This window comes from Bacteroides bouchesdurhonensis (assembly GCF_900155865.1).
Lineage (GTDB): Bacteria > Bacteroidota > Bacteroidia > Bacteroidales > Bacteroidaceae > Bacteroides > Bacteroides bouchesdurhonensis.
In genome coordinates this window covers 372,007-394,285 of record NZ_LT707006.1, presented here as the reverse complement: position 1 = coordinate 394,285, position 22,279 = coordinate 372,007, and the positions used below count along the sequence as shown (strand labels likewise).

Annotated in this window: 15 protein-coding genes and 1 pseudogene; 13 read left to right on the top strand and 3 right to left on the bottom strand. The window is 35.4% G+C overall.

Going from position 1 to position 22,279, the window contains the following annotated elements; all coding sequences use genetic code 11:
• The first annotated feature begins 262 nt into the window (after window positions 1–262).
• The 6 genes and pseudogenes from CZ225_RS01510 (at window position 263) to CZ225_RS01480 (ending at window position 5,301) form a co-directional block, all read left to right on the top strand.
• Window positions 263–793: a hypothetical protein gene (locus CZ225_RS01510; RefSeq protein WP_077152745.1), complete on the top strand. Its 531-nt coding sequence runs from the start codon at window positions 263–265 to the stop codon at window positions 791–793.
• A gap of 123 nt (window positions 794–916) precedes the next feature.
• Window positions 917–1,393 (top strand): hypothetical protein, encoded by a 477-nt coding sequence (locus CZ225_RS01505; RefSeq protein ID WP_077152744.1) that lies wholly within the window; start codon window positions 917–919, stop codon window positions 1,391–1,393.
• 245 nt (window positions 1,394–1,638) lie between these two features.
• Window positions 1,639–2,684 (top strand): annotated as a pseudogene (locus CZ225_RS24095) (RHS repeat domain-containing protein); the annotation flags it as partial.
• A gap of 837 nt (window positions 2,685–3,521) precedes the next feature.
• A complete protein-coding gene (locus CZ225_RS01490; protein ID WP_077152741.1) occupies window positions 3,522–3,926 on the top strand; it encodes a hypothetical protein in 405 nt (134 codons plus the stop codon).
• A 114-nt stretch (window positions 3,927–4,040) separates the two neighbouring features.
• Complete coding sequence (locus CZ225_RS01485) at window positions 4,041–4,484, top strand: hypothetical protein (RefSeq protein WP_077152740.1); 444 nt, start codon at window positions 4,041–4,043, stop codon at window positions 4,482–4,484.
• Between the two features lie 526 nt (window positions 4,485–5,010).
• The gene (locus CZ225_RS01480) at window positions 5,011–5,301 is read left to right on the top strand and encodes a DUF1493 family protein (RefSeq protein ID WP_129585865.1); all 291 of its coding nucleotides are present in this window, start codon (window positions 5,011–5,013) and stop codon (window positions 5,299–5,301) included.
• A gap of 649 nt (window positions 5,302–5,950) precedes the next feature.
• Here CZ225_RS01480 and nadA read toward each other — a convergent pair.
• Window positions 5,951–6,889 (bottom strand): quinolinate synthase NadA, encoded by a 939-nt coding sequence (nadA, locus tag CZ225_RS01475; RefSeq protein WP_077152739.1) that lies wholly within the window; start codon window positions 6,887–6,889, stop codon window positions 5,951–5,953.
• Window positions 6,890–7,378: 489 nt separating this feature from the next.
• On the opposite strand from nadA, the gene CZ225_RS01465 reads away from it, so the two are divergent.
• Window positions 7,379–7,906 carry an RNA methyltransferase gene (locus CZ225_RS01465; RefSeq protein ID WP_077152738.1) on the top strand — a complete coding sequence of 176 codons (528 nt, stop codon included), beginning with the start codon at window positions 7,379–7,381 and terminating at the stop codon, window positions 7,904–7,906.
• Window positions 7,907–7,993: 87 nt separating this feature from the next.
• On the opposite strand, the gene CZ225_RS01460 is transcribed toward CZ225_RS01465, so the two are convergent.
• A complete protein-coding gene (locus tag CZ225_RS01460) occupies window positions 7,994–8,569 on the bottom strand; it encodes a DUF4294 domain-containing protein (RefSeq protein WP_083714552.1) in 576 nt (191 codons plus the stop codon).
• Between the two features lie 155 nt (window positions 8,570–8,724).
• Between CZ225_RS01460 and CZ225_RS01455 the strand changes: the two genes are divergently transcribed.
• From CZ225_RS01455 to CZ225_RS01445, 3 genes are all read left to right on the top strand, one after another.
• On the top strand, window positions 8,725–10,776 hold the full coding sequence (locus tag CZ225_RS01455; protein ID WP_077152737.1) for a helix-hairpin-helix domain-containing protein: 2,052 nt from the start codon (window positions 8,725–8,727) through the stop codon (window positions 10,774–10,776).
• A 77-nt stretch (window positions 10,777–10,853) separates the two neighbouring features.
• Entirely contained in the window at window positions 10,854–11,627 is a 774-nt protein-coding gene (locus CZ225_RS01450) for a radical SAM protein (RefSeq protein WP_077152736.1), read from the top strand.
• A gap of 30 nt (window positions 11,628–11,657) precedes the next feature.
• A complete protein-coding gene (locus CZ225_RS01445) occupies window positions 11,658–15,524 on the top strand; it encodes a TIM-barrel domain-containing protein (RefSeq protein WP_077152735.1) in 3,867 nt (1,288 codons plus the stop codon).
• A gap of 191 nt (window positions 15,525–15,715) precedes the next feature.
• Here CZ225_RS01445 and CZ225_RS01440 read toward each other — a convergent pair whose 3' ends face one another.
• Window positions 15,716–17,401, bottom strand: a complete 1,686-nt coding sequence (locus CZ225_RS01440) for a SulP family inorganic anion transporter (protein WP_077152734.1) — start codon at window positions 17,399–17,401, stop codon at window positions 15,716–15,718.
• 251 nt (window positions 17,402–17,652) lie between these two features.
• Between CZ225_RS01440 and rbr the strand changes: the two genes are divergently transcribed.
• From rbr to CZ225_RS01425, 3 genes are all read left to right on the top strand, one after another.
• Window positions 17,653–18,231, top strand: a complete 579-nt coding sequence (gene rbr, locus CZ225_RS01435) for a rubrerythrin (RefSeq protein WP_025076001.1) — start codon at window positions 17,653–17,655, stop codon at window positions 18,229–18,231.
• Between the two features lie 236 nt (window positions 18,232–18,467).
• Window positions 18,468–20,015, top strand: a complete 1,548-nt coding sequence (locus CZ225_RS01430) for a S8 family serine peptidase (RefSeq protein WP_077155637.1) — start codon at window positions 18,468–18,470, stop codon at window positions 20,013–20,015.
• Window positions 20,012–22,279: a S9 family peptidase gene (locus CZ225_RS01425; RefSeq protein WP_083714550.1), complete on the top strand. Its 2,268-nt coding sequence runs from the start codon at window positions 20,012–20,014 to the stop codon at window positions 22,277–22,279. The genes CZ225_RS01430 and CZ225_RS01425 overlap by 4 nt, the downstream gene beginning before the upstream one ends.

The following is a 22,279-nucleotide window of genomic DNA, read 5'->3' as shown; positions in this document are numbered from 1 at the left end:
ATTTTTACTTGGAATGTAAACTTACAAGGAAGAATTACCGGAATTGCTCCTAAAATAGGTTTTCCACCACTGCCTGGAAAAGGATTTAGAGGGGGAAAGCAAAGTGTTAGAGATTCTAATATAAAATCATTTCCTAAAGAATTTCAGAGATGGTTTCATAAATATTACAAAGAAAAAGGTGATTTAGATTCAACAATAGATGAATTTAATAATCTATATAAAGAATGGATAAAAATGGGACAACCTAAAGTGAAATAATTATATGGATAAGTGTAAAAAAGACTATTTACTTAAAGATCAATCGATAAGGGAAGAAATTCTAGAATTGATAAATAATGTTAGGTATTCTAATGATATTGGTATCAAATTTTATTCTAGAATGTTATTGACGGATTATTATAAAACTAAGGATGTTGAAAATCTTTTCTTTGAATTATTACATGATAAACAATGGAAAAATCAAAAGGGGAATTTAATTTTTTCCTTAAATGAATGTATTGAACCAACAGAAAGGAATAGTGAGTATTTAGATTTTTTCATATCTTTACTTTTAAAATGTGATATAGGAAATGAAGTATATATGGATTCAATCTCTATTATTATGGATTTACGTGCTCCTTTTAAAATAAGAACTCTAAATAAAAATATTAAAAAGCTGGAAGGTTTATTAAAAGCAAACAAATTAGAAAAGGAAAAGAGAAAACTAGTCTTATTTCTATTGGATTATCTTAAAACCCAGAAAGAAATCACCGTTATTTATAAAAAAATGAGTAGCAAAATCCGATTTTATTAATCTGTAAATGAGTCAATTCAATCTTAGATGATGACCAAGTTGAAATTTTGTACAGAGAAATCGGAGGTCAAGGCTATGGTTATCACGAAATAGAAGAATTAATAATTGAATTATTTAAATAGTATGGATTTTATTACAGAATTAAAAAAAAATATAGGTTGCAACATCGTATATAGCAGTTCTGGTGGAGGCAATTGTTCTATCATTCTCATGAAGTTTGACAATGGAAACAGTGTGATGACATACTGCTATTGGGAAGTTCAGAAGAATGGAAAATTAATAGCAACCGCAGAAGATGATGTTACAGCTGTTACCGGTTTAGTAGCACAAACCATTCGACTTTTTGAGAATAAAAAAGTGTCAAACATTGAAATAGATGAATTTCTTAATTTATTTATAGAAGTAGATGACGGACTAACGTTACTTGTTTTTCGCGATGAATATAAAGACCAAGAAAAAACTGGCGATTATGAAGATTGGACATATTCAATTCCAAGCAAAGATTTAGTACTTTATGTAATGGAAGATTCAACAATTAAAGCTGGGAAATATCATAGTTGGTCAGATTCGTTAGAAATTATAGAAATAAATAAAACATAAGAGATGCTTTTATGTTTTATTAAAAATTTACTATAATATTACCCTGATATAAGTTGACTAGAAAATTAATCAATCTATGTCAGGGTATTTATTTCACATATATTTGATCTGACTATAATTTTTAAATTGTATATTTCTACTTATTACCAAGTAGAAATATTTTCTAAGATGGAGATATTTATAATAAACTAAGATGGAAAACAACTAATCATCCGCAAAAACCACTGAGCTATGTCAATACCGTTTACAACTTTAAAGGAAATGTATTAAAATGTCAGGTATTTTACACAGACGTACATTATACCGATGGAACGGCAACACCCTGTTACAATGGAAATATCAGCAGTATGAAGTGGAAAGCGGGAAGTGAGACAACGCTTCGTGGATATAAGTTCACGTATGACGGTCTTTCCCGGTTGAAGAATGCCGTCTATGGAGAAGGAGCGACCCTTGCATCCAACCTGAACCGCTTCAACGAGCAAGTGACCGGTTATGACAAGCAGGGAAACATCCTGGGATTGTCCAGATACGGGCAGACTTCAGCCAGCGGTTATGGGTTGATAGACAATCTTGTATTCTCCTACGACGGAAACCGGCTCAAGGCGGTGAAAGACAATGCCACGAGTGGGGTATATGGCAACGGATTCGAGTTTAAGGACGGTGCCAATGCGGATACGGAGTATACGTACGATGAAAATGGCAACCTGACTAAAGATTTAAACAAGAAAATTACGGGAATTCAATTAAATTGCCTAGATTTGCCTGAGAAGGTACAGTTTGAAGGTGGAAAAAGTATTGCTTATACGTATGCGGCAGACGGAACAAAGATCCGAACCACACATACGACAGGAAGTAATACGGTAACAACGGATTACTGTGACAATGCGATCTATGAAAATGGGGTGCTGGTAAAAGTACTCACAGAGGATGGATATATTACGGTTAAAGACGCTAAATCACACTATTTTATTCAGGATCATCAGGGAAATAACAGGGTGATAGTGGATAAAGACGGAAAGGTGGAGGAAACAAACCATTATTATCCGTTCGGAGGAATATTTACACTTCTGCAAATGTGCAGCCTTATAAATATAATGGTAAGGAGTTGGACAGAGCCAATGGTTTGGATTGGTATGACTATGGAGCAAGGCAGTATGATGCAGCGATAGGGAGATGGCATGTAGTAGATCCAATGAGTGAAAAATATTTTTCTGAAAGTCAATTTATATACTGTGGAAATAATCCCATTACTTTCATTGATCCAGACGGAAAAATGAAAGTAATTTATAATCCTGATGGAACTTATCAAAAAACCACTAATAACAATTGGTTTCATAACACTTTCATAGGAAGGCAAGAATATATTGACTATGGAAATAAAAGAGTACGGTTATCTGAAGATGAATTTTGGTTATGGCAACGAACAGGTAGTTATGCGACTATCAAACAGGTAGATAGTTTTTTTAGTATTTTAGAATTTACTTTGAATGAACCTGTAAAAAATCCCATTGAGTGGATGGATAATTTTTTAAAATCATCTGCATATTCAATGATAAATTCTCCTAAAATATGGATGACTGGAAGAACGTGGTCGGGATCCTCTGTTACTCCAGATGAAAAAGCAGGAGGTGCTATTGATGTCCTTACAACATGGTTTCCTAGCTCTAATTTAATAAAAGAATTAAAGCCACTTTCTTGGTATAAGTACAAAAATGAAAATACTCATATACTAATAAAAAACAAAAAAGGAGTTTATAACAGTGAAGTGAATAAATACAAAGAAATAAGTAGAAAACCAAAAACATTTCAAAAAATAATCGATAAAATAAATATACTTTTACATATTACCAATACAACAACAAATGAAGAAAAATGATAATTATAGATATTATTGGCACATTCATTAGATGGTTATTTAAAGGATCTAAAAGCAATCTTTTATAAATGAAGTATTGCCTGAAGATAATGAAACCACTATAATCAAATGGAGAGTTGCTTCAATTATAATAATTTTTGGACCTACAATTATTACAAATTGTCCCAGTAATTAAAATATAGAATATGAATCAGATGGTTCATCTGATTCATATTCAAAATACTAAAATTATAATCTTTCAATATTAGAAATATGGAAAAAAATAAATTTTCTACAGTAATGGAAAAAAAAGATGATATAGAATTAATTCGTATCACCACGTCAGAAAAAAAAGATTATCAACCGGAAGCCATTGTTGCAGCAAAAGATGAATTAATGAAAAGGAATATTTCTGCTTCAATGTATGAAGACTTCACTAATAAGGTAGAAAAACTAATAGAAATTGAGAAAGAAACAGAGAATAAAAAACTGCAAGTACCTTTACCTAAATCAATAAAAATAATAGCATTTATTTTTCCTGTTTTATTATTTTTTGTAATAGGAATTGGACTTATGATGTTTGGATACCAAAAACGAGGAAAAGAACTATGCAAATGGACATTCTTTGGATGTATATTCTACTTTACAATTGCAATGTTAATACAACTATTCTTTTAACTATTTCCAAAAGATAACGATATTCCACCAAATTACAACAGTATCATTAATGAATAACAATACTATGACAATCAATTATTATCATCATATATTAATATTCGAGAAATCAATAAAATGAATATACAAAATTTATTATCAAAAGCAATTGATAAAACAGTTACTTATAGCAGAACCGGTGGTGGTGCTGGTTCTATCTTAATAATTGAATTTGAAAATAAAGCATTTTATACTATTAATTGCACTTGGAGAATTGAAGATAATGGAATTGTCATAACAACTAGTTGGGATGATGGAACACCGATAATAGGAAATATGAATAAAAATGCAGAAAAATTAATTGGAAGAAAGCTCTTATATTACGAATTAACTCCACAATATGATTTAAAACTTCATTTTGAAAATAATCTTTTAGTTAATATATTTTGTAATATTATTACATCTATTTCAGAAGATGAAGATGTTTATAATTGTAATTGGGATTTTAGTATTCCAGAAAAAAATATAGTAGCTAATATAACAGGAAATTACAAAATAATATATACAAAATATCAAGAATAATTTCACTGCATTATTTTATAAAACTTAATAACTATCAGTTTACATTCTATATAATTACAATTTTTGTATTACCTTGATATAGGTTGCTTAATTATAGACAATTTATATCAAGGTATTTTTTATAAAAAAAGTGATGAAGATATATTTAACAACTGCATAATAAGCATCATCTATTATTTCAAATCCCTACTTCACTGAGACGTTGTTCTACATCAATGCAACTGTAATAGAACTTCCCATTATAATATCACATGATATAGAAAACGGGAAATAAACCTATTATAAAAGAATATAAATTCATACATATCAAATTGGTAAGATTGAAAAATACTACTTATAGAAAAGGAAATAATCTTTCATTAAACGCATATCGACTCAACGAACAGGGTACGACAAACAGGGAAATATTCTTGGTTTATTACATTTCAGACAGACTTCGGAAATCAAGCACTATTTGTTCTATCCTATTATAGGACCAGATTAAGGTAGTAAAAGATAACGAAATAAATCCAGTGTATGGAAACAAATTATTCAATTTATTGAAGAAGAACGATGGAATGGTAAATTTAGTCACGAAACAGATCTAGTAAAAGATTTAAAACTTAAAGGAGACGATGCTTACGAATTTATCAATTCATTTAGCAAAAAATTTGATGTTAATATTGCTAAGTTTGATTTTGAAGAGTATTTTGATTCAGAAGGAGATTGGATATTTCCAATGATATTGAACTTACTCCTAAAACGAAAGAAAAAAATTAAGAAGAAAATAACACTCGGAGATTTAGAGCAAGGGGTAAAAAAAGGAATATTAGTTTGATATTGCTTCATTCCTAATTCACCTATTGCAACTGTTTATGCTATTTACTTTTTATTTCATCAAAATAAGTTTTCTCTATAAAACACCTATAAGAATATTCAATAAGATATACTAGAGTAAGTAAAAAGATATAGAAGAACTAAGCAAGAGATATACTAGAGTTGGATAAAAGATATACTAGAGTTAAGTAAAACAACCACTTCTTTTACTATAATCAATAGGTAAATGGTGTCCGATTGAACGTATCTTTCCATCAAAAGATATACTTAAAATAAAACTATGGGAAGTTTAAATTCAATCACTTCGATCTTTTTTTCAAACATTACTATGGTTTTATATAAACATCGAAGTCTTTTTTCTAATAAAAAGTAGCTACTTTAGCAAGTGAACAATGGTTTTCCTTCATCGTCATGTTTTTAGTTATTCCACTAAATATCAACCCATTATAATGAAGTATCTTTTTATTTACATTATTGGTCAAAATAAGTAATTATTACGAAGACACTTACTGACTAAAATGTCATAAAAAAGAAGCTTCATTGTAATTTACTATATATCAATCAAATATGCATAAATATGACGATGAAGGAAACCGTTTTACTACTGTGATATGAACTTATTAATCTTCTATTTATTCATATCCATGCAATTACAATCCCAGCTTTACCGAAATATCCAACATTCGTTGAATAGGTTTTACAGCTTTCTTTGCCACTTCAGGATCTACCGTAATTTCCGGAGACTCATTCTTCAAACACTCATAGAGCTTCTCTAACGTATTTAACCGCATAAAGCTACACTCATTACAGCCACATGTACTATCGTTCGGAGGAGCTGGAATAAATGTAGTCTGCGGACACCTCTTTTGCATCTCATGTAGAATACCCGATTCAGTAGCAACAATATACTTCTTTTCCGGATGGTTTACTGCATATTTTAATAAAGCAGCTGTAGAACCTACTACATCAGCCAGTTTCAACACTGTACTTTTGCATTCGGGATGAGCCAATACGATTGCATCAGGATGCTCCGTTTTCAGTTCTACAATCTTTTCCACAGAGAATTGTTCATGCACATGGCAAGCACCGTCCCAAAGTAACATATCACGGTTCGTAACTGAGTTGATATAATTACCCAAATTCCGATCCGGTCCAAAGATTATTTTCTCATCTTTGGGAAAGCTTTCCACAATCTGCTTGGCATTGGTGGAAGTTACCACTACATCTGTTACCGCTTTCACAGCAGCCGTCGTATTGACATACGAGATAACAGTGTACCCCGGATGCTCTTTGACAAACTGTGCAAACTTGTCAGCCGGACAACTGTCTGCTAGTGAACAACCCGCATTCATGTCGGGCACCAACACTTTCTTTTCAGGACAGAGCACTTTTGCCGTTTCTCCCATGAAATGAACACCGCACATTACAATAATGTCCGCTTCCGTTTTTGCTGCCCATTGAGCCAATGCCAGACTGTCGCCAACGTAATCAGCGATATCTTGTATTTCACCCTTCTGGTAGTAGTGACCCAGAATGATTGCATTCTTTTCTTTTTTCAGCTCGTTAATAGCTTTTATTAGTTCATTCATAATAATATTCTTTTTTCTTTCCTTTTAAAAAAAACCTTTGTTAGTGATAATAGCCTGTTAATAGTGTTAGAAGATAAATCCTGTTTTTCTTGTCAGATAAGTTATTAGCTTCTGCTTCTACTTTATTAGTTCATTATGAACGGATGAAAAATAGGTAATATATTGTCTATATACTTCATTATCATAAAGCTCTGACTAGACAGAAAAAAGCTATTCACTTCCTGTTGATAAGTTGCAAAGTTAAAAACTTTATAGATATAAACAGCTATGAAAGTGGTGAAAAATATGTTTAAGGTGGGGTAGAAAGTTATAGTTTACTTTTTTGGAATGTTCATAAGAGGGGCTTCCTACATCTTCTTTTGAATAATGCAAGGATTATTTTTTAAAATCTTTGCTGATTGTTTTGACAGGTTTTAAACCGTTATCAACATCTCTCTTAACAGAAAAGAATTACTTTTGTAACCGGAATGTATTAAATGAAATAGCTGTATGAGAAAACTAAAGATAACTGAGTTGAACCGCATTACTGCGGAAGAGTTTAAACAGGCTGAAAAACTGCCTCTGGTGGTTGTATTAGATGATATCCGTAGTCTGCATAACATAGGTTCTGTATTTCGTACTTCAGATGCATTTCGTATTGAATGTATTTATTTGTGTGGTATAACAGCTGTTCCTCCACATCCGGAAATGCATAAAACTGCATTAGGAGCTGAATTTACTGTAAATTGGAAGTATGTTAATAACGCTGTTAATGCAGTTGATAACCTTCGGAAAGAGGGATATATTGTTTATTCGATCGAACAAGCAGAAGGTAGTATTATGCTAGATAAATTGGAATTGGATAAAACAAAGAAATATGCTATCGTAATGGGAAATGAAGTGAAAGGTGTTCAACAAGAAGTGATTGACCATTCAGATGGCTGTATAGAAATTCCCCAATATGGTACAAAGCACTCTTTAAATGTTTCTGTGACAACAGGCATTGTAATTTGGGATTTATTCAAAAAGCTTAGTTGATAAGATGATAATAGCTGGTTAATAAGTGGTTTATATCTCTGTTAATCATTTAATAACCAGCATATAATTCTTGTTTATAACGTATCATTAAATTTGTCCGCTTTCTATCATTAAGACGATTCTTTCTGTTAGTTTATCTTCTCCCAACGGATCATATTCCTTTTTCAAGCTAGCACCAAATAAGGAAGCAAATGTTTGATAAAAACCTGCTTTGAATGGTCCCATAAAAGCTTTCACTAGTTCATAACTAGTCTGATTGCTTTGTCTGTCTACCAACTTTATTAACAGCTTTCCTTGGGAAAAAGATAATTTTTTCATTTGCGCAGTATATTGTTCCTTTAATCCCTTCTCAACACGCTTGATATGCTTTTGACGAGCTTTCTCATTAGGTAATGTTTGAAGATACTCGTAAGTTTCGATGATAGCACGATGGATTTCTTTAGAGATAGGATATACTTTTTTTACGTTTCGTACCAGTCGGTTATATTCTATTTCTTCTTTTTGGTTTTTGAATTTTAATGGGCGGAAGATATAAACAGGTCTTAGCTGGATCCAAGGGATGGTATCACCTTCGTAGATACACATTGGAACCAGATATCCATTAATGCTTTGCTTTTCCTGAGCCTGTACACGGAATGAACAGAACATAGCAAACATTATCATTAATAATATGTTAAGTCGTTTATTCACATGACAAAAATAAGATATTATCTTCATATCTTTTTTATTATTCTTGTTTTTCATTGGGGTATTAACCTATTTAAAGTAACTTCACGGACTTTTTCCTCTAACGACAGGAAAATGAAACATAAATTCAAATGAAAAGAAATCAACTATTATGGTTGATAAGTATTATAAACAGCCTGTTTATTATTCCTGCTTGTAGTGCTCAAAACCAGCCTGAGAGCCTTCTAGATGATGTACTCGAAGATTTATCTGTTAATAATGATATTGATAACTTTGTTAATGAACAGAATTGGGAAAATGAATTGGAAGAACTTTCTGTTCGTTTACAAGAACCTGTTAATCTGAATGCAGCTACCCGTGAACAATTGGAACAATTTCCTTTTTTAACTGGTTTGCAGATAGAACACTTATTGGCTTATGTATATGTACATGGCTCGATGAAGACTCTTTATGAACTTCAGTTAGTAGAGGAGATGGATAAGCGAACCATTCAATATTTACTGCCTTTTGTATGTGTTGAAGAAATTAACAATAGATCTTCTTTTCAGTGGAAAAGTATGTTGAATAATGCATTGAAGTATGGAAAGCATGAAGTGCTAACTCGCATGGATATACCGTTTTATAAGCGAAAAGGTTATGAACATACCTATCTGGGACCTTCTGTTTATAACTCTGTGAAATATGGATTTCGATATAGTGATCGACTTTATGTCGGAGTAGTTGCAGAAAAGGATGCCGGAGAACCTTTTGGAGCTTTACATAACGGCTATGGGTATGATTATTACTCATTTTATCTGTTACTACAAAATTGCGGTCGGTTGAAAACATTATCTGTTGGTAACTATCGGTTAAGTTTTGGACAAGGATTGGTAGTCAGCACTGATTATCTGATGGGAAAGACTGTTTATGCTTCTTCATTTACATCCAGAGGAAAGGGTATCAAGAAGCACTCTTCAACAGATGAAATGAATTATTTCCGGGGAGTGGCGGCTACTGTGTCTCTTACTGAAAAGCTTAATATTTCCGGCTTTTATTCACATCGGTCGATGGATGGAGTATTAACAGACGGGAAGATAACTTCTATTTATAAAGCGGGGTTACATCGAAGCCAAAAGGAAGCGGATAAAAAGAACTTGTTCACTTTGCAATTAACAGGTGGAAACATAAGTTATCAACAAAGCCATATTCATCTGGGAATCACAGGTATTTACTATGTTTTCAACCATCCTTATGAACCGGAATTAACAGGCTATTCCAAGTATAATCTTCATGGTAATCAATTCTATAATTTAGGTATTGATTATGCATATCAATGGCATCGTTTTTCTTTTCAGGGAGAGACGGCAAAAGGAAAACAAGGTTGGGCTTCTTTGAATCGTTTTCAGTATTCATTGATGGAAGGAACTCATTTGGTATTGATACAACGGTTTTATTCGTTTGATTATTGGGCGATGTTTGCTCATTCTTTTGGAGAAGGAAGTACAGTTCAGAATGAACAGGGATATTATCTAGGTGTTGAAACTTCCCCTTTTCGTTACTGGAACTTTTTAGCCTCATGCGATTTATTTTCTTTTCCATGGAAAAAGTATCGAATCAGTAAAACCGGTTCTCATGGGATAGATGCTCTGATTCAGGCAACCTTTTCTCCACATAAAAATTTATCGATGTATTTAAAGTACCGTTATAAACAAAAAGAGCGGGATCTGTCAGGAACTAAAGGTAGTATTATACTTCCAATTTATCATCATCAACTTCGTTATCGCTTGAACTATTCTTTAAATGAGGTGTTATCTTTTCGTACAACTTTAGAATATAATCATTTTTATTCTCAGGACAAAGCTGCTAGCCTAGGATATCAGGCTACAGGGATGATATCTTATCGACTGTCCGGAACCAGGCTGTTTGCTGAAGTTCAGGGCAGTTACTTTTATACGGATGATTATGATTCGAGAGTATATATCTCTGAGAAAGGACTACTTTATACATTTTATACTCCTTCGTTTCAAGGACAAGGATTTCGTTGTGTTGCTCACCTTCGTTATGACTTCAATGAGCATTGGATGTTCATAACTAAATTTGGAGAAACTACTTATTTAAACCGGGATGAGATAGGTTCCGGTAACGATTTAATTCGTGGAAATAAAAAAGCGGATATACAGATGCAACTGCGTATCAAGTTTTAGTATCTTTGTGCAGTGTTAAGATGTATGGGAATATACGCTTAAATGTCAAACTGTAAATTGTCAAAATTTGAAATAAAATGACTATTATCTATCCTTCACCCATTTTTGGGCCTGTACATTCCCGCCGCTTGGGTGTTTCTTTAGGAATTAATTTATTACCGGCAGACGGCAAGGTTTGTTCATTCGACTGTATTTATTGTGAATGTGGTTTCAATGCCGATCATCGTGCAAGAAAACCTTTTCCTACTCGTGAAGAAGTTCGTACGGCTCTTGAAGAAAAGCTGAAAGATATGCAAGCAAACGGACCTACTCCTGATGTATTTACTTTTGCAGGAAATGGAGAACCGACTGCTCATCCCCATTTTTCAGAAATTATAGAAGATACGCTTGCTCTCAGAGATAAATATTTTCCGAATGCAAAAGTAAGTGTATTGAGTAATTCTACCTTCATTAATCGTCCGGCTGTTTTCGAAGCACTGAATAGGATAGATAATAACATTCTGAAGTTGGATACGGTAAATGAAGAGTATATTCATTTATTGGATCGTCCCAATGGTAAATATTCAGTGAGGCAGATCATTGAAAAGATGAAGGAGTTCAAAGGGAATTGTATTGTTCAAACTATGTTTTTGAAAGGAAGTTATCTTGGGAAAGATGTGGATAATACAACAGATGATTTTGTACTTCCCTGGCTAGAGGCAGTGAAAGAAATTGCCCCCCGACAAGTGATGATTTATACAATTGATCGGGAAACGCCGGATCATGATTTGCAGAAAGCTACTCATGAAGAGTTAGACCGGATTGTAGAATTGATAAATAAAACGGGGATTCCGGTTACAGCTTCTTATTAATATTTGATACTATACTATATAATAATAAAAATGAAAAACACCTATTCTTCTTATTTACGATATCTTAAAGGTATCTTCGTATTATTGTTCTTGTATCCGGTAGTGCAGACATTTGCAGTAACGGACAATAAAGATGGTATTTTGACGGAGAATCAGCAGACTTCGGGTATTCTTGCTGTGAAAAAGATTAATCCTACGACTTTTGAAGTATTGTTGTCCGATCAGCAACGGATAACAATCGATTTTTATGGAGAGAATATATTCCGTATTTTTCGAGATCCTACCGGAGGTATTATTCGTGATCCTGAAGCAACTCCGGAAGCACAGATACTGGTTGGCCAACCCAGACGTAAAGTTTCTCAGTTTAAAATAGGAGGAGATGAAAATGTCATTACGGTGTCTACTGGAAAAGTACGTATTGAATTGGATAAGAAAACAACTTTAATGAAAGTTGCTAATCTGGCAACTAATGCATACGTCATTGAAGAGATGGTTCCGGTGGCATTTGACCCTAAAAAAGTAACTGTTACTTTGAAAGAGAAGCCAGAAGAATACTTTTATGGAGGAGGTGTGCAGAATGGACGTTTTTCTCATAAAAATAAAGTAATCGCTATTGAGAACCAAAATAGTTGGACAGATGGCGGAGTAGCTTCACCTACTCCTTTCTATTGGTCTACGAATGGTTATGGAATGATGTGGTATACTTTCAAGAAAGGGGAATATGATTTTGGTGCAACAGAGAAAGGAATGGTAAAATTGTCTCATGAATCTCCCTATCTGGATATTTTCTTTATGGTGAGTGACGGAGCTGTTGCTTTGTTAAACGATTTTTATCAATTAACAGGAAATCCGGTGCTGCTTCCTAAGTTTGGTTTTTATGAAGGACATTTGAATGCTTATAATCGTGACTATTGGAAAGAAGATCCGAATGGAATTTTGTTTGAAGACGGGAAACGGTATAAAGAGAGTCAGAAAGACAATGGGGGCATTAAGGAATCATTGAATGGTGAAAAGAATAACTATCAGTTTTCTGCCCGTGGGGTAATTGATCGTTATAAAAATCAGGATATGCCTCTTGGATGGTTGTTGCCGAATGACGGTTACGGTGCCGGTTACGGGCAAACGGAAACATTGGATGGAAATATTGATAACTTGAAAAAGTTAGGTGAATATGCCCGTGAGAATGGAGTTGAAATCGGACTATGGACACAATCGGATTTACATCCTAAAGAGGGAGTGAGTGCTTTGTTGCAACGTGATATAGTTAAAGAAGTTCGTGACGCAGGAGTACGTGTACTGAAAACTGATGTAGCATGGGTAGGTTCCGGATATTCTTTCGGATTGAATGGTGTAGCAGATGTAGGTCATATCATGCCTTATTATGGAAATAATGCCCGTCCTTTTATCATCTCATTGGATGGCTGGGCAGGAACTCAACGTTATGCCGGAATCTGGACAGGTGATCAAACCGGAGGTGTTTGGGAATACATTCGTTTTCATATACCGACATATATTGGTTCCGGACTTTCCGGCCAGCCGAATATCTGTTCGGATATGGATGGAATCTTTGGTGGTAAGGATAAAGCGGTTAATATTCGTGATTTTCAGTGGAAGACATTTACTCCGATGCAGTTGAACATGGATGGTTGGGGAGCCAATGAGAAATATCCTCATGCTCTTGGAGAACCTGCTGCATCTATCAACCGGATGTATTTGAAACTGAAATCAGAATTGATTCCTTATGCTTATAGTTATGCTAATGAAGCGGTAGATGGGCTCCCTCTTATTCGGGCTATGTTCCTCGAATATCCGAATGATTATACACATGGATCTGCAACGCAGTACCAGTTTATGTATGGTACTGATTTTCTTGTAGCTCCTGTTTATCAAATTACCAAAGGGGATAAAGAGGGGAATGATATTCGTAATGGTATCTATCTTCCCCAAGGTGCCTGGATTGATTATTTTAGTGGAGAGAAATATGAGGGTAACTGTGTTATAAATAACTTTGATGCACCTATCTGGAAATTACCGGTATTTGTCAAAAACGGAGCTATTATCCCGATGACTAATCCCAATAATAATGTGACCGAAATAGACCATTCTCTTCGTATTTATGAATTCTATCCCAATCAGCACTCTTCCATGGTGGAGTATGACGATGATGGAGTGACAGAAGCATATAAAGACGGAAGATTTGCCACTACCCTGATTGAATCGGATGTAGATAACAAGAATCGTGTAACAATTACCATACATCCGGTAAAAGGAGATTTTGACGGATTGGTGAAAGAAAAGAAGACTGAATTACGTATCAATGTTTCGGAAAAGCCTAAGAAACTTGTGGCAAAGATAGGTAATAAAGGAGTGAAATTGACAGAAGTGACTACTATTGATGATTTCCTCAAAGGAGAGAATGTTTATTGGTATGAGGCTGCTCCTAACTTGAATAAGTTTGCAACCAAAGGAAGTGAATTTGAAAAAGTGGTGATTACAAAGAATCCTCAGTTACGTGTTAAACTTGCTTCTACAGATGTAACAGTGAATCCGGTAATGTTGAAAGTAGAAGGCTTCCGTTTTGAACCGTCAAACAGCTATCGTGTGACAACAGGTGCTTTATCAGCTCCGCAAAATGTCCAGGTATCTGAACAAAACAGAGAAGCATATACTTTGAAACCAACATGGGATAAAGTAGCTAATGCTGATTATTATGAAATTGAATTTAATGGTATGCTTTATACCACTATCAAAGATACGGAATTGTTATTTGAAGATCTGGCTGCAGAAACACCTTATAGTTTCAAAGTGCGTGCTGTTAATAAAGACGGTATTTCCGATTGGGCAGAACTACATGTGACGACGAAAGAAAATCCGTTGGAATTTGCTATACATGGCATTGAAGGTGAGTCTTCTGCTGCTGCACAAGGGGGTGCCGGAGTAAACCGATTGTTCGACTTTGCTGAGTCAGGAGATATTTGGCATACAAAATATAGTGTCAATTCCATTCCATTGGATTTGATTATTGATCTTAAGACAGTCAATCAGTTGGATAAATTCCACTATTTACCTCGTACGGATGCAGGAAATGGAACCTTATTGAAGGGAACCGTATTCTATAGTATGGATAAGGAGAACTGGACCGAAGCCGGTGCTTTTGACTGGCAACGGAATGCAGATGTAAAAGTATTCAGTTTCCCGGAACATCCTTCTGCTCGATACATTAAACTAGTTGTTACGGCAGGTGTTGGAAATTATGGTTCAGGTCGTGAAATATATGTATTTAAAGTACCTGGAACCAGCAGTTATTTGCAAGGTGATATAAATAATGATGGTAAGATAGACCGTAATGATCTGACTTCTTATATGAATTATACCGGATTACGTCGTGGAGATTCTGATTATGAAGGATATATCAGTAAAGGAGATATCAATATGAATAATCTGATTGATGCTTATGATATTTCTGTAGTAACAACACAGCTGGAAGGTGGGGTTGATAAAGAAGCTGTCCAAAAAGTATCAGGTTCTTTATCCATTACTACTCCAAAACAAATCTATCAAAAAGATGAAATTGTAGAAATCCATGTAAAAGGTAACGAACTACAATCAGTGAATGCGTTTAGCTTTGCTTTGCCTTATGACCAGAATGATTATGAGTTTGTAGGTGTTGAACCGTTGAATATGAAAACGATGGAAAACCTGACATATGACCGCTTACATACCAATGGAGTGAAATCTCTTTATCCTACATTTGTTAATATAGGAAAGCAGGAATCACTGGAAGGGTCCGAAGAACTGTTCATCTTAAAGTTTAAAGCAAAACGAAAAGTGAAGTTTGAATGGCAGATAAAGGATGGAATATTGGTGGATAAACAGTTAAGAATGCATCAATTCTAGAACATAATTGTTAGTTTTGGTTCGTTCCACCTAGGTTTCCGTTTCGTCCCACAGTTGTTTCCGCTTCGTTCCATATATGTGGGACGCAACGGAAACAACTGTGGGACGGACCAGTTTTTATTATGCAAATAGATCATTTATACATTGAAGAAGTAAGTAATCGGTCTTTTTCTAAATAATCTATAGAACTCTTACTTATTTTTAATAATGTTTTTTGCTCTATCTAACGCTACATTAATATTGGGGCAAATATTCTCTTCTCCCAGCAATTCGTAAAAACCGGATTTACCTAATACATGATGCACTTTCTCATTGACTCCGGAAAGGATGACAGTTATTTTTTCTTTCTGAGACATTTGACAAAGTGTTGTCAGATTATGAATACCGGTAGAATCAATAAAAGGAACTTTACGCATACGGATGATACGTACTTTCGGTCGATCTCCCAATTGTGCCATTGTTTCTTCAAATTTGGTAGCAATACCAAAGAAGTAAGGGCCATTGATTTCATATACTTCTACTCCTTGGGGGATAGTCAGATGTTCTTCATGTAAGGTGATATCAGATTCTGAGTTTGGGTCAATCTCATCAGTGATAACTGAGATTTCTGTAGTTTCCATGACACGCTTCATGAAAAGAACACAAGCTATGACCAACCCGACTTCGATGGCAATTGTCAGGTCGAAGATAACAGTCAGGAAAAAGGTAATCAACAATACCGTAACATCTGACTTAGGATTTTTCAGTAACGCTTTAAATACACGCCATCCACTCATATTATAAGATACGATGACCAGCACTCCGGCAAGGCATGCCATAGGGATGTATTGTGCTAGCGGCATTAAAAATAGCAAAATCAAAAGCAGGACTACTGCATGGATAATTCCGGCTACAGGGGTTTTACCTCCGTTATTGATATTAGTCATCGTACGTGCAATAGCTCCTGTTGCAGGGATACCACCAAATAAAGGAGTTATAATGTTTGCTACACCCTGTGCGACTAATTCTGTATTAGAATCGTGTCGGTCACCTATCACACCATCTGCTACTGTAGCGGATAGCAAAGATTCGATAGCTCCCAATACTGCAATAGTAATAGCTACCGGAAATAGATTTTTGATAGCTTCCCAATTTAAGGCTGGCACGGTAGCATCCGGAAGTTCAGAATTGATCGTAAAGCGATCACCAATAGTAGGAATACAATCTATTCCGCCATAAGTCTTCATTAAATATACAGCGATCGTCACTACCACAATAGCAATTAATGAACCTGGAATTTTTTTAGAAAACTTAGGAGAAATGGCAATGATAAAGATACTGACAATGCTTACAATCGTATTCCACCAGTTTACCGTATCAAAATGCTGGAAATAAATGATCCATTTTCCAATGAAATCACCCGGTACTTTTTCTCCTCCGAATGTCAGACCAAATATATCTGCAATTTGTGTGGTAAAGATAGTGACGGCAATACCGCTGGTGAAACCTACAATAATAGGATAAGGAATAAATTTAATGACAGCTCCCAGTTTAAATACTCCTAATAATATAAGAAGAACACCTGCCATCAAAGTGGCAATTATCAGTCCGGCTTCACCATATTGCTGAATGATGCCGTAAATGATGACGATAAAAGCACCTGTTGGTCCTCCAATTTGTACTTTACTTCCTCCTAATAGAGAAATGATGAATCCGGCAATGATGGCAGTAATGATACCTTTTTCCGGCGATACTCCCGAAGCGATACCGAAAGCGATAGCTAAAGGAAGTGCTACAATACCAACGATAATACCTGCCATCAGGTCCGCCATAAATGTTTCTTTTGAGTAATTCTTCAGACAAGAAACCAGTTTGGGTTTAAATTCAAATAGCTTCATTTTTTTATAGGTTCTTTGTATATTTATTGCTCTTTTGTAATGTAGAGGTTGCAAAATTAGATAAAATAATTCATATAAGTATGTTTTAGAACATACTATTTGTCTGTTGATAGGTTTTATCAATGAGATGATAGTTTTTATTAATAAAGAAAAAGGTGCTGATTATGAACAAAAATCTTATATTTGCATTATATAATTATCGACAACTTACGTATAAATTGGTTTTTCATCAATTAAATTATATCAGAATTATGACTAAAAGTATTAAAGGAACTCAGACAGAAAAGAATCTGTTAACTTCATTCGCAGGAGAATCACAGGCAAGAATGCGTTACACTTATTTTGCAAGTGTTGCTAAAAAAGAAGGCTACGAACAAATCTCTGCTATTTTCACAGAAACAGCTGACCAGGAAAAAGAACATGCTAAACGTATGTTTAAGTTCCTTGAAGGTGGTATGGTTGAAATTACTGCTAGCTATCCGGCAGGTGTAATTGGTAATACACTTGAAAATCTGCGCGCAGCTGCAGCTGGTGAACACGAAGAATGGTCATTGGACTATCCTCATTTTGCAGACGTTGCGGAACAAGAAGGTTTCCCGATGATCGCTGCTATGTATCGTAATATCTCTATTGCTGAAAAAGGTCATGAAGAAAGATATTTGGCTTTCGTAAATAATATCGAGAACATGACTGTATTTGCTAAAGAAGGTGAAGTGGTGTGGCAATGTCGTAACTGTGGTTATATCACTGTAGGTAAGGAAGCACCTGAAGTTTGTCCGGCATGTCTGCATCCGCAAGCTTACTTCGAAGTGAAGAAGGAAAACTATTAAAAAGTAATATACGGAGAAGAAAGCCGCGATGGATCTCTATCGCGGCTTTCTTTATTTTCTTTTGTCTGTTTTTTCTCTTTCTCTTTTCAGGTGTATATTTATTCCTTTTTCTTTATTTTTATGTTTCCGCTAAAAAAACTAATATACAGTATTGTTTATTATTGTATAATATCGTATTTTTGCGTGAAAAGGTTGCATATTGCTTTATTAAACGTGCAACTATAAAGCAGCAATATATGAAAAAAGTAAAATTATTGGCTTATTTTTTTGTCTACCTTAGTGTATCAAACATTTCTATAGCCCAAGATTCTCTTTCATTGAAATGGCATAAGATGTATAATAATACATTGCAAGGGGTGAGATCTGAAGATGCGTTGCATTTTCTAAAAGCAAAAAAACTGAGCCCTCGCAAGCAAATCATTGTCGGTATTATTGATTCGGGGATTGATACTACTGTTGTCGATCTTCAATCTGCTCTTTGGACTAACCGCAAAGAGAAACGGGACGGGAAAGATAATGATAAAAACGGATACGCGGATGATATACATGGTTGGAATTTTTTAGGAACCAAGGATGGAACTTTTAACATGACTAGTGCCGGTACCGAAGAATATCGTGAATTTAAAAGACTTTTCCCAAAGTATAAAGATATGGATTCCGCTTCTGTAAAAGATGTTGGAGAATATGCTTATTATGAGATGATGAAGAAGAAAGCAGGTATCATGAATTACATAAAGTTTTTCGGATATACTGCCATGAAAGACGATGCTTATCAATTGGTAGATTCCGTATTGCAAGTGACACCGGGAATATCCGTAGACACGTTGACAATTAACGGACTCGCTCATTTGCCCATTGATAATGAGAAATGGAATAAGGCCTGCGAAACTCTATTTGTCGATATGTATAAAGGAGGGAAAGATGCGTTATGGAAAAAAATCAGGGATACGCATAGGTCACAGTTCAATTTGATGAAAAAACGTATTGATGGTATTGAACATGATACGGACAAGCGATTGTTGATGGGAGATGATATGACGGATCCGAAAGACCGTTTTTACGGAAATGCTACACTACAAGTGGAAGGTTGTGAGCATGGGACATTTGTGGCTGGAGTCATTGCCGGACAAGGTGTGGGTGATGTGTCAGTGACAGGGATTTATCCGGAAGCCAAGTTGATGATACTTCGTGCCGTACCCGATGGCGACGAATATGATAAGGATATAGCAACTGCTATCCGATATGCGGTAGATAATGGTGCTAAGGTCATTAATATGAGTTTGGGTAAATATACGTCTCCTAATGCGGAGATGGTAAATGAAGCCATTGCCTATGCTGCAAAAAAAGATGTTTTGTTGGTTCAGGCAGCGGGAAATAATAAGAAAGATATCGATGATATTGCTTATTTCCCTTCGGCAAAAGATAAATCGGGAGCTATTTTCTCCAATTATTTAAGAGTGGGAGCATCAGATAAACAAGGAAAAATGTGTTCATTCTCCAATTATGGGAGGAAGGAAGTTGATGTGTTTGCTCCGGGTGAAGATATTACTTCAGTCACTGCCGGCAACGAATATATGAAGTCGCAGGGAACAAGTGTTGCGGCTCCGGTAGTAACTGCCGTAGCTGCTATGCTTCGAGCATATTTCCCTAAATTAAAAGCTGCGCAGGTCAAGGATATTTTAATAAAGAGTGTTCGTCCGATGCAGGAAGAGGGACTTTGTACGAGTGGGGGTATTGTGGACGCATTACAAGCTGTGAAATTAGCAATGGAATATAAGAAATGAGAAAACTGACCTTTATATTATTCTCAAGCATTTTTTCCCTGTCTGTTTTTGCTCAGGAAGCGAATTGGACGCAGGCTGAAAAATGTTCCGCTGATTCTTTGGAACAATATATAAAAGGTAGGACTCTTTATCCCAATTGGATAAAAGGCAGCCACTATTTTTCTTATGACGTAAAAAGTCAAGATGGGAACCGGCATTATCTGGTGAATGCTGAAAATGGGAAAAGGAAGAGCATGATTAAGGATAATGAACAGTTTGTCCGTCAATATGCTCAGATTACTGGAGATACGTTGGATGCAAAAGATATTCAGCTGTATGGGTATCAATTTAAGAATAATGATTTTAGCCGTTTTTATCTCGATAAGAAAGGTAAATCAATGGTTTATGATATGAATACAGGTAAGTTGTCTGAGGTCCCGGTTGAAAAGAAAATGGCAAATCGTTTAGATCTTAAACAATCTTGCCATAGTGCTGATTCTTTATATAGTATGTTAGGAAGCGAGTATGACTTGTTTGTGCGAGATAATCGGACAGGGTCTGTAAAACGAATCACGTTTGACGGAAAAGAAGATGCTTCTTATACTTATCGTCATTCGAAGGATACGGTATCTACTAATTCGAAAGGTTTTTGGCTGGGACATCGGTATATATATATGATGCAGGACATGAGTGAAGTGAAAGAGATAAGCTTAATTCATTCATTGGGTAATTCACGTCCTACTATGAATACTTTTAAAATGCCTATGCCGGGTGATGCGGGAGTACGTCAGTATCGTGTGTTTTGGTATGATGCCGATCGGGGGCAAGGGAAACTACTACCTATCGAAAAGTATCCGGATCAGGTTGTGGCAATGGATTATTTCCGCTCTCTTACCGCATTATATATTACCCGGAGAAGCCGTAAGGCCGACAAAATAGATCTTTGCCGGATAAATGTGGAAGACGGTACGGTCACTGAACTGATTTCGGAAGAGTGTGTTCCTCATATCAATCTTACTTTGTTTAACTATAAGATATTGGAGCAAGGTAAATATTTTATTTGGTGGTCGGAGCGTACGGGAAAAGGGAATTATTATCTCTATGATCATAACGGGAAGTTGCTGAATCGTATCACAAAAGGTGAAAGTCTTGTAGCCGGTAACATTGTCCATGTGGATACGCTGAAAAGAGAAATGGTCTTTTCCGGATACGGAAACGAGGAAGGCATAAATCCTTATTATACTTTTTTCTATAAAGCGCGTTTGGATGGCAAGGAACAAGTTTTGCTGACTCCCGGCAATGGCAATCATGAGCTGACTCTTTCCGGAGATAGGAAATATGCGGTAGATAAGTATTCGCGTATGGATATGTTTCCGGTGATAAATGTGTTGTCCATTGAAAATCCCAGGAAGAATTTTAAGGTAGATCAAATGGATGGCAGTGATCTTCGGCAAGCCGGATGGCAGCCCCCTACGCTGTTGAAAGTGAAAGCGGCCGATGGACAGACAGATTTATATGGATTGATGTATCTGCCTTCCCATTTGGATAAGAACAAGAAATATCCGATTATAAGTAATGTATATCCGGGTCCTCAGGATGATCAGATTCCCCAGTCTTTCGTACTTGATGATAATGGTAATCAGTCTTTGGCGGAGTTAGGTTTTATTGTGATCAATGTAGCCCCGAGAGGGAGCTCGCCATTGCGCGGACATGATTTTTATTGCTTCAGCTATGGTAATTTGCGTGATTATCCGTTGGCAGATGACAAATATGTGATAGAACAGTTGGCTAAAGAATATCCTTATATTGATTTAGATAGAGTGGGTATTTACGGTCATTCCGGAGGAGCTTTTCAAACGGTAGCCTCAATCCTTACTTATCCGGACTTTTATAAAGTGGCAGTAGCCGCCTCCGGCAATCATGATAACAATATATATATTCAATGGTGGGGAGAAACATTTCATGGATTGAATGAGAAAAAAGATACTAAGACGGGAAAAACGACTTTTTCCGTGAAGATTCCTACTAATATGGAATTAGCAGGTAATTTGAAAGGAAAGTTGATGCTGATTACCGGTGATGTAGATAAGAATGTGCCTCCTTCCTCTACCTATCGGTTGGCGGATGCTTTGATTAAAGCGAATAAGCGTTTTGATATGTTTATTCTTCCAGGGAAAGACCATGGGGTGATGAGCCCTTATTATCAGAACCTGATTCGTTACTACTTTGTGGAGAATCTGCTTCAGCCTTCACAAAGACATATTGATATTATTAACCATAAATAA